This is a genomic window from Gammaproteobacteria bacterium (assembly GCA_028817225.1).
In the GTDB taxonomy this organism is placed as follows: Bacteria; Pseudomonadota; Gammaproteobacteria; order Poriferisulfidales; family Oxydemutatoraceae; genus Oxydemutator.
In genome coordinates this window covers 1-10219 of sequence record JAPPQC010000049.1, presented here as the reverse complement: position 1 = coordinate 10219, position 10219 = coordinate 1, and the positions used below count along the sequence as shown (strand labels likewise).

The window sequence follows — 10219 nt, the reverse complement described above, 5'->3', positions numbered from 1 at the left end:
ACACACACACACACACACACAACACACACACACACACACAACACACACACACACACACACACACACCCTACAGGGCTGTAACTCGCAGGAGGTGGCAGTCACTTGACAGGAAACGACCTCAGCGACCCCACGTGAACGGAAGTGAACCGGAAGTGACGTCATTTCATCGCAAGTCACCTGAAGTGGCTGTATAAGGCCTGTAAGTCAAGTTTTGGGTTCGTTTGAACTCCTACAGGACTGTAACTTGCAAGACGTGACAGTCACGTGACAGGAAATGAACTCATGCGACCCCACGCGAGCAGAAGTGCCCCGGAAGTGATGTCATTTGACCGGAAGTCACCTGGAAGTGCCTGTAAAAGGCATGCAAACAAAGTTTTGGGTACGTTTGAACTCGTACAGGGCTGTAACTCGCAGGTGGTGGCAGTCACGTGGCAGGAAATAACCTCACGCGACCCCACGTGACCGGTAGTGAGCCGGGAGTAGTCATTTGACCGGAAGTCACCTGTAAATGGCTGCAGAAGGCCTATAAGCCAAGTTTTGGGTACGTTTGAGCTCCTACAGGCTGTAACTCGCGGGAAGTGGCAGTCACGTCACAGGGAGTGACTTCACATGACCCCACGTGATGGCGCGGCGCCCGGCCCGCCATCGAGCAGGCGCGCGATGACATCCAGCGGCTGCGCGCTCGGAAACAGCGGCAGTTCAAGCCGCCGGTAACGGCGCCTGTCGCCGCCGCGCGCGTGCACGACGCAGCCGTCCTTGAGGTCTATTGCGGGAATGAGTTTCAAGATGGTTTGCCTGATTCGCCCGTCGCCCGGCCCGGACAAAGAATAACGCAGATGAAGATAGTTTTGTTTGAATACGCCACCAGCGGCGGCGCAGATGGTCCATCGGCGCCGGCGCTTGGCCTGTCAGCGCCCGGCTCATCGGCACCGCCGCTCGGCCTGTCGGCGTTGGCGCGCGAGGGTGAGTTGATGCTGTATGCATTGGGGCGCGGTCTGTCGGCGATGGACGGCGTGCGCCTGGTTACCGTGCGCGATGCGCGCCTGCCGCCGCCGGACTATCCGACCGGCCTGGCATGGGTGCGCGCCGGCGACGACTGCGCCGCCGTTGTCGGCGCGGCGCTTGAAGACGCCGACGCCTTCTGGCCGGTTGCGCCGGAAACCGGCGGGCTGCTTGCACAGTTCTGCCGCCTTGCGCGCGGCGGTTCGTGTTTGCTGCTGAATTCCCCGGCGCCGGTTGTCGAGAAGGCCGGCGGCAAATACAGCGCCTTCCTGCGCCTGCGGCAAAACGGCGTGCGCTGCGTTGAAACCGCGCGCCTCGGCGATCTGCGTTTTCCGCAAGACCGCGACCTGGTCGTCAAGCCCGACGACGGCGCCGGCTGCGAGTCGGTGTATCTGCTGCGCGCCGGTGAATCGCCGCCGCGCGGTTCTTTGCGCGGCAATCACCTGTGCCAGCCGTATCTGCCGGGCGTTGCCGCCAGTCTGAATGTGATTTACCCGTCCACCGGCGCGCCGTACATCATCGGCGCCAACCGCCAGGAAGTCACGCTGGATGCACCAGATGCGCCAAACGTGCCGGATGCAGCAAACGCAGCAAAAACGCCGGACGCAGCAAACGCGGCACACGCAGCAAACGCACCGAAAGAAGGAGGGCGCTTTCGGTTGCGCGCGTGTCATGTTAATGCGCTGGCGCGGGAGGCGCTGGGTTTTGAGGAACTGGCCGCCGGCGTGCAGCGCAGTTTTCCCGGCATCGTCGGTCATGTCGGTATTGACCTGATTGTGGACGGCGACAACACATTGCATCTGCTGGAAATCAACCCGCGGGTGACAACATCTTTCGCGGGCCTTGCCGCCTCGACCGGCCTGAACCCGTGCGCCGAAGTTATCCGCGCGGTGCGCGGCGAGGCGTGCACACCCGTGTCGCGGCGCCGCTTTGTTCCCGTTGAAGTCCGGCTGGACGGCGCCGCATGAACCACACCGGCGGCGGCGCGGACTGGATTGGCTGGGATGTCGGCGGCGCGCATCTGAAGGCGGCGCGGCTGGCGCCCGATGGCCGGGTGGCGTGCGTCGCGCAGGCGCCGTGTGCGCTGTGGCGCGGTGTTGAACGCCTGGATGAAGCGTACCGTCTGGTCAGCGCCGAAGTGGGTGCGGCGCCCGCGCGCCATATCGTAACGATGACCGGCGAACTCGCCGACTGCTTCACCGACCGCGCGCACGGCGTTGACGCGATTGTCCGGCGGATGGGCGAACTGCTTGGGCGGACGTTTGCGGTCTATGCGGGCGACGCGGGCATTGTCGTCGCCGACCGCTTTGCCGCCTTCACCGGGCGCATCGCCTCGGCCAACTGGCACGCGACAGCAAGCCTTGCCGCCGCGCATTTCGGCGACGGCCTGCTGCTGGACATCGGCAGCACGACGACCGACCTCGCGCCGTTCAGCGGTGGGCGGGTTTGCGCGCGCGCGCACACCGACGCGGCGCGGATGCAGGCGGGCGAACTGCTGTACACCGGCGTCGTGCGCACGCCGGTGATGGCGCTTGCCGATTGCTTTGACATCAACGGCTTACAGCACCCGGTTGCCGCCGAACGCTTCGCCGCGACCGCCGATGTGTATCGCTTGCTCGGATGGCTGCCGGAGCGCGCCGACCAGCATCCGGCGTGCGACAACGGCGACAAAACGCCCGCCGGCAGCGCGCGGCGCCTGGCGCGCATGTTCGGCTGCGATGACGACGGTAACACGGCGCGCTGGCGGGGGGCGGCGCTTGCCATCGCCGCGGTGCAGCAGCGCAAGATCGTCGAGGCCGTGCGCGTGCTGGTTGCGAGGGAGGCGCTGGACGCGCGCGCGCCCGTTGTCGGCGCCGGCGCCGGTGCGTTTCTGGCGCGTCGCGTCGCAAACGCCTGCTCGCGCCGCTTTGCCGGTTTTGACGAACTGTTTGCTACACTGCCGGATGAACTGTCGCAGTGCGCTTGTGACTGCGCTGCGGCGGTCAGCGTGGCCCGCCTTGCGAGCATCAACGATGAACAAACCACCCGCTGAAACCGGTGCGCTGTGGCGCAGGCCCGTGCCATACATGCGCGACACCGCCGTGCTGTTCGAGCGCCTGGCCGGTCTGCCCGGCGCGGTGTTTCTGCACGGCGGCATGGCCTACGGGCACTATGGCCGCCTGGGGCGCTACGACATCCTTGCCGCCGACCCGGCCCGCGTGATTCGCAGCCGCGACGGCGTAACCACCGTCGAGGAGCGCGACGGCAATCGCGAGCATTTTGACGGCGACCCTTTTGATGTTGTGCGCGCGCACCTGTGGAGCGAGCGCCTGGAAGGCGCCGGCGACTGCCCGTTTCAGACCGGCGCCATCGGCTATTTCAGTTACGACCTGGGGCGGCGCATTGAGCAACTGCCGAACATCGCCGCCGACCGCGAGCGGGCGCCGGAATTGCTGCTCGGCATTTACGACTGGGCCGTCGTCGCCGACCACAAACGCCGCGAGATTGCGCTGGTGGGGCGTCCGTGCGCGCAGTTCGGCGAGGGCGACTTTGCCGCCGTGTGGCGGATGCTGTGCGAACAGCGCGCGCCGCGCGCATCGTCGGCGGCGTGCCGCGTTGTGCGCGGGCCGCGGGCCAACATGGACAAGCGCGGCTACATCGAGCGTTTTCATGCCATCAAGGAATACATCCGCGCCGGCGATTGTTACCAGGTGAACCTCGCGCAGAAGTTCACGGTTGAGATTGAATGCGACCCGTGGCGAATTTACCGGCAACTGCACGACCTGAACCCGGCGCCTTTTTCGGCTTATCTTGACTTCGGCGATTTGCAGGTCATCAGCATTTCGCCCGAGCGCTTTCTGCGGCTTGGCGGCGGCCATGTCGAGACGCGGCCCATCAAGGGCACGCGCCCGCGCCGCGACGACCCGGCGGCGGATGCGCGCGAGATGGAGAACCTGCGCGCCAGCGTCAAGGACCGTGCCGAGAACCTGATGATAGTGGACCTGCTGCGCAACGACATCGGCAAGACCTGCGTTCCCGGCTCGATTCGCGTCAGCCGCTTGTTCGACATTGAAAGTTTCGCCAATGTGCACCATCTGGTCAGCACCATTGAAGGCGACCTCGCGCCGGGGATGGACGCGCTGCACCTGATGAGGGGGTGCTTTCCCGGCGGCTCCATCACCGGCGCGCCCAAACTGCGCGCGATGGAGATTATCGAGGAACTGGAACCCGACCGTCGCGGCGTTTACTGCGGCGCCATCGGCTACCTGAGCCGCCACGGCGATGTGGACCTCAGTATCGCCATCCGCACCGCGCTGCACCGGCCCGGCAGGATTGTGTTCTTCGGCGGCGGCGGCATCGTCGCCGACTCCGAAGCCGAATTTGAATACCAGGAAACGCTCGACAAGGTTTCCTCGATGATGCAGTTGTTCGGCGGATTGTGAAATACATCATCAAGGTTGGCGGCAGTCTTTATTACCGCCCGGAACTCAGGCGTGTGCTGGCGCACGCCGCCGCCCTCGTCAAGGCGCCGCACAGCGCGGTTGTCGTTCCCGGCGGCGGCCCGTTCGCCGACCAGGTGCGCCGCGCGCAGCAACGCTGGCTGTTCGCGGACAAAACCGCGCACGATATGGCGCTGTTGGCGATGCGCCAGTACGGTCTGATGCTGGCCGCGCTGTCGGGGTTGCCGGCGGCGGAGCGGGTGCAAATGGGCGTTGTTGGGGATGATGGCGATGGCGCAGTTGCATTGCCGGATTCACAGGAGGCGGAGCGGGTGCAGGGCATACCGCCGGGTGGTTGCGGTATCTGGTTGCCATCGGAAGACGCTTCGGTATGGCTGCCGCAAAACCGCCCCGCACCCAGCCTTGACTGGCGCCTGACCTCGGACTCCATCGCCGCCTGCCTCGCCGAGCGCCTCGGCGCCGACTGGCTGGTGCTGATAAAGCCGGTGCCGGTGGCAAAGGTGGACGCTTTCAGCGACCTGGTGGATGAGCGCTTCTGCGAACTGGCGGCGGCCAGCAATTTGCGGGTGGCCAGCGTCTCGGTTCCGGAATGGCTTGATTTGCTCTATATCGCTGATATAGAAGGGAAAACGGTGATATATCAGCACGATACGACCGCCTGTAATACACAAATCTGACACCACATAATGCACAAATCTGACGCCCTCTAACCATAAAATCTGACGGTCTCTAATGGTAAAATCTGACGCCCCCTAACCTAAAAATCTGACGGCCTCTGTCAGTAAAATCTGACGCCCTCTAACCATAAAATCTGACGGTCTCTAATGGTAAAATCTGACGATTCTGGCATACTGAGGCCATCATGAGCACTTACCCGCGCTGGCAGCAGTCCCTTGTCAAGCAGGCCCTGAAATACTCGAGAATTGTGGTGTTGTCGGGCACCCGCCAGTGCGGCAAAACCACGCTGGCGCGGAAACTGGCGTCCGGCAACACGGGCTACCTCACTCTGGACGACCCGCAGACACTGGAAGCCGCCCGCAATGACCTGCGGGGGCTGGTGCGGCACAACCGATCCACGCTGATTATTGACGAGTTTCAGCGGATTCCGGAGTTGCTTCTGGCCATCAAACAAGTGGTGGATGAAGACAACCGTCCCGGACAATTTCTGCTGACCGGCTCGTCCAATATACTGGCGGCGCCCACCGCGATGGAATCACTGGCCGGGCGGGTGCACAGAATCCGGCTGCGCCTGCTGACCCAGGGCGAGATGAGGAAAGTCAAGCCGGGGTTTCTGAAGATCGCGTTCAGCCGTTCCTTCCAGGCGGGGGAAATTGCCGCCGCCGGCAACCGCAAGCGATTGCTTGAACTTGGGTTTCGGGGCGGCTTTCCCGAAGCGGTGAAGTTGAGCCGCGCGCAGCGCCAGAAATGGTGCGGCAATTTCATTGAATCGCTGTTGCAGCAGGACCTGAAGGACATATCCCGCCTCAGGCGCCACGGCGCCTTGCGTAATCTCGTCCCGGTGATGGCCGCGTGGTCGGGGAGGTATATGAATATCTCGGCAATTCTTTCCGGCTTGGGCATACAGCGTGAAACCGCGGAGAGTTACATTGAGGCGTTGCGGCTGCTTTACCTCGTCGAACCTGTGCCACCCTGGACAAGGACGGACTACGCACAGGTCGGCAAGCAGCACAAAATCTTCATGACGGATTCAGGGCTGATGGCGTCCATCCTCGGATGGAAACCGGACAACCTGACTTCCGACCAGACCGGCAAGTTGTTTGAAACTTTCGTCTTCAATGAACTGGCCGCCCAGGTTGACACCGAGGAAGATGTGCGCCATGAAATCTTCCACTACCGCGACCAGAAGAAGCGCGAGATTGACCTGCTGGTTGAGCGCGAGGACGGTGCGCTGCTGGGGATAGAGGTAAAGGCGAGTTCCACCGTGCAGGGGGATGACTTCAAGCATCTGAAATGGTTCCAGAAAAACCTGGCGCAGAAGGAGTTTGTCGGGATTGTCCTGTATGCGGGGGAGAGTGTGCTGCCGTTCGGGGAAGGGATGTGGGCGGTGCCGGTTAGTATATTCTGGAGCAATAAGCCTTTGTAATTATGTATTTGCTTTTTGACGAAGACGTGCCAGATATTGTGAACTGGTCTGATGTAAGCGATTTTTTTGCAGAGTACGGGTGCAAGCCTTTGGACTCGTGGGAAAGGCATCATGAGATGAGATGGTTTGAGGAATCATGGGGTGCCTTGTGGAAGGGTTATCTCCTTGACCCTCGTGATGTGGATAATGAATACTACAAAAAAGTTGATGATATTGACCAGGTGGATGGCATGTCCGGTGAAGGGGAGGGGATTGTCAAGTTCAGGGCAATTTGTTTGCTTATGATGTATTTGAGTTTTCGTGAATGTTGTTTTAATGAAGACTGGCATGTTTCCCTTGAGGATATGCTTGATAAACTTAAAATTAATCCGGTAGCGCTTGCGAATATCGCAGGAGAAAAAATATCGGATGCTGATGCGCTTGATGACAACTCATTCTCATTCCACAAGATGCCGGATTTGGTAGGGGATGAAGTATGGGCCTCAATTGAACATGAGACACAGCGCCTGATAAGGCTGGATAACGATTTGATATACGGCTGTCTAATAGAACATTACGGAGGTGAGTTTGCATTATTCGCTTCTTTGTGGGATTCTAGAAAATCCTTATTCATGGCGGCGGGTGCCCCCGTTCTTAGCGATACAGAGATTACGGGGGGGCACATGGAGGGGCTTTCCTACGTTGAGGCCGGCATGAAAGTATGGTTCTTGTAAATTTTTGGAGCAAAGAGACCCCATGAACGAATTTAATCAAGAAGGAAGTAATTTCCCTCCTCCTATTCATTTGACATCTGATCAAGAGTCAGTATTAAGAATATTGCGAGATGTGGAGAAAGAAAATAAAAGTGAGGGTAGAAAACTCGGCGATTGGTATTTCGGCGCTATTTGCGTATTAGCCGACAAGCGGAATCCGGACCGGTTCTCTCAGGCTGCGAATTCTCTTCGGGAGATACTTGAAAAACTTTTCAAAATGACTCCTGCGGCAGCTAAATCACCACCCCCTGAATCATCCTTTCACGAAATGCGGAAAACGATTAGTGAAAAACTTGACCAAGATGAAATATACGGTGGAAAGCCATTAGAAGGAAGGAAGATAACATCGTCTCTTGCAAAAGCATTAGAGAAGATACGTAAATATTTGGACAAAAATTTGCAGCCGACTCGCAGGGAATCGATGAGATCCTGGTTTGCCGCTAATCTGTTTCCTAAACCTGACCAAGAGACCTTAGAGAAAATATGTCGTGGCTTTTCTGAATTGTGGGGGAAGTTGCAAGACTACACGCATCACAACATTAATCATCATGTCACCACTAATAGCGCAGAGGATTTCCAATCACTGTTAAATCTTTTCGAGCATGTAATCATGCTCACGATGGTGCCCACTATTGCCAGAAGCCACCATGAAATTAATGAAATACTTGAAAAAGACCAAAGCCCATCGGAAGAGGATGTACAAAAGATTCAAGATTTGATTAACCGGGAACCTGCAAATTTTGACTTCTTTTTTCGTGAAGTTGTAGATTCCAAATGGTTAAAGCCTTTGCGTAATTGTTTCAAAAGACCTCCGGGGGCCATGTCGGTCGGAGGGGGTTATGTGACCCTTCCGGGGTGGGAGCCAGTGCATTATTTATCGAAGATTGTGGGTGATGTGCCTGAGGAAGTTTCCGCAATTATCAGAGAGATGGAAGGCACAGATAATTCAAGAGTTTTGGAAGAGATAGTTGAGATCGCCTTAAAAATTAAGGATGTGAATCTTTCACTTCTCTTGGAGGAAAAGATTCATAATTATTTGGACTCTATGGCTTTCCTGCAATATCTTAATGTCCCAAAGTTGTTGCCTAAATGGGCGAAGGGAGGAGATGAGGGCCTAGCTGCTGCTTTGAGGGTTGCTCGCCCGTTAATTGCGTTCCACATGCCCGATAGAAAAGATATTGAACCATGCTTCATTTGGCCATCCCCAAAATTTTCTGATTATGAGTATGAGGAAATCCTTAATAAAGGAATTCGGCCACTGGCAGATATTGCGCCATTAGAGACCGCTATTGCTTTAATAGAAGCCGTGGCGTACATGCTTCAATTATGGCATCCAGAAGAAGGACAAAGTGAAGACCAATGGGAAGATCCCTCTACAATCTGGTGCCCGTTGATTGGCGAACCTTCAGAAGATTATATTAGCCCTCAAGAAGGGTTAGTTCATGCACTAACCTATGCCTGCGAACAGGTTTATAAAAGGCAATTTGATGCCATCTCTGACCTTGATAAGAATCTGTGTGAAAAACGCTGGGCCATATTCAATCGTATTCGGTGTCATCTGTATGCCAATCATTTGTTAGAGCAAACCAAGCCAGGTATTTGTGAGTGCATACAAGCATACAAGCATTATGACAAGTATGAATATTACGATGAGCTTCGACAACTGATACAGTCAGCTTGTGAACGCTTTAAAGAAAATCTTTTAACTAAGGGTGAACGGGAAAAGATATTCAGTTCAATCTTGCAGGGTCCAGATGAGAGTGATTTCCGCCGGCGGCAATCCTACTGGGGCGAATCTTTCTCAGCGGAGGCTTTTACTGAACATCAGCGGTATTTTCATTTGGCGCAACTCAAGCCTTTTGAGAATGTTCTCTTTGGGGAGTATAAGGGATATTATCTTAAACTCTTGCAGGAGATGGGAGATCAATTGGCTGATGAAGATGAGTCTTCTCGTAGAGAAAGTGGCGAAAGGGTTCAATCAGTTAGCCACCAGAGCCCCAAGAGTATAAAACAGTTGACTGACATGTCAGATGAAGATTTGATAATGTTTCTGAATGAATGGGAGAATACTCAATCCAAAGTTGGTGAGCCGTTGGTGGATTTTATCGGATTAAAATATGCCTTTCAGCAAGTTATAACTGAACAACCAAAACGTTTTGCGAACTGGGGGAAACATCGTTGGCAGAAGATTAAGAGACCTATTTATTTCACTTGTGTGGTGAATGTAGCCTCCAAATTTGTCAAGGATGGCTCTGTGGAGCATCTTTCGACATGGTTTGATGTATGTGATTTGATTCTAAGCCATCCAGACTGTCCGTCGCACACAAAAGAAGAATATTCTAACGTTTCAGCAGAACGACCATGCTGGCGTTCCGCACATTTGGCTATTCTTGATTTCGTGGATGCATGTTTGGACAGTGCGTCTAATGTCCATGTCACTTGGCGTGGTCACATCTGCAATATTTTGACTAAGTTGTGTAAAGGATATGATTGGAGACTGGATGAGAACAGACCGATTCTTGTGGGCCGAGGTGACCCCTTGACTGAGGCGATTAATACTACTCGTGGCTGTGCATTAGAAAGGCTTATTCGTTATGGTTACTGGGTGCGCAAGCATGAAGGAAAATCTGAAGCGTTGCCAGAAATATTTGAAATTTTAGATGCGCGTTTTGCAGGGGAGCCTACCCTTACTACTCCTGAATACGCATTATTAGGTAGAAATCTTGTCAATATCTATGGATTGGATGAGGTATGGGTACAGAAAAAGTCGAGACAGATTTTTCCATACTCTAAGCCGGCGTGTTGGCAAGCAGCTTTCAGAACCTACTTGCGTTACAATCGTTGTCGCGGAGAAATCTTTAATCTTGTCAGGTCTGAATTTGAATATGCACTCAATAATATTGACACCTTAAGGGTTAGTG

Annotated in this window: 8 protein-coding genes; 7 read left to right on the top strand and 1 reads right to left on the bottom strand. The window is 55.9% G+C overall.

The genetic code is table 11. The features are described from left to right. Positions 1 to 605: 605 nt before the first annotated feature. Positions 606 to 785 carry a hypothetical protein gene (locus tag OXU50_07000; GenBank protein ID MDD9869621.1) on the bottom strand — a complete coding sequence of 60 codons (180 nt, stop codon included), beginning with the start codon at positions 783 to 785 and terminating at the stop codon, positions 606 to 608. A 51-nt stretch (positions 786 to 836) separates the two neighbouring features. Here OXU50_07000 and OXU50_06995 point away from each other — a divergent pair, with 51 nt between their 5' ends. The 7 genes from OXU50_06995 to OXU50_06965 all read left to right on the top strand — a co-directional run. Next, complete coding sequence (locus tag OXU50_06995; protein MDD9869620.1) at positions 837 to 1970, top strand: ATP-grasp domain-containing protein; 1134 nt, start codon at positions 837 to 839, stop codon at positions 1968 to 1970. Further along, the gene (locus OXU50_06990) at positions 1967 to 3034 is read left to right on the top strand and encodes a hypothetical protein (protein ID MDD9869619.1); all 1068 of its coding nucleotides are present in this window, start codon (positions 1967 to 1969) and stop codon (positions 3032 to 3034) included. Before OXU50_06995 ends, OXU50_06990 begins: the two co-directional genes overlap by 4 nt. Further along, positions 3015 to 4424, top strand: a complete 1410-nt coding sequence (gene pabB, locus OXU50_06985; GenBank protein MDD9869618.1) for an aminodeoxychorismate synthase component I — start codon at positions 3015 to 3017, stop codon at positions 4422 to 4424. The genes OXU50_06990 and pabB overlap by 20 nt, the downstream gene beginning before the upstream one ends. Beyond that, positions 4421 to 5119: a hypothetical protein gene (locus tag OXU50_06980; protein ID MDD9869617.1), complete on the top strand. Its 699-nt coding sequence runs from the start codon at positions 4421 to 4423 to the stop codon at positions 5117 to 5119. The genes pabB and OXU50_06980 overlap by 4 nt, the downstream gene beginning before the upstream one ends. Positions 5120 to 5304: 185 nt before the next feature. Further along, the gene (locus tag OXU50_06975; protein ID MDD9869616.1) at positions 5305 to 6546 is read left to right on the top strand and encodes an ATP-binding protein; all 1242 of its coding nucleotides are present in this window, start codon (positions 5305 to 5307) and stop codon (positions 6544 to 6546) included. 116 nt (positions 6547 to 6662) lie between these two features. Next, a complete protein-coding gene (locus tag OXU50_06970) occupies positions 6663 to 7259 on the top strand; it encodes a hypothetical protein (protein MDD9869615.1) in 597 nt (198 codons plus the stop codon). Positions 7260 to 7281: 22 nt separating this feature from the next. Next, positions 7282 to 10219, top strand: a 2938-nt coding sequence (locus OXU50_06965; protein ID MDD9869614.1) for a hypothetical protein, incomplete at its 3' end; no start/stop codon positions are given.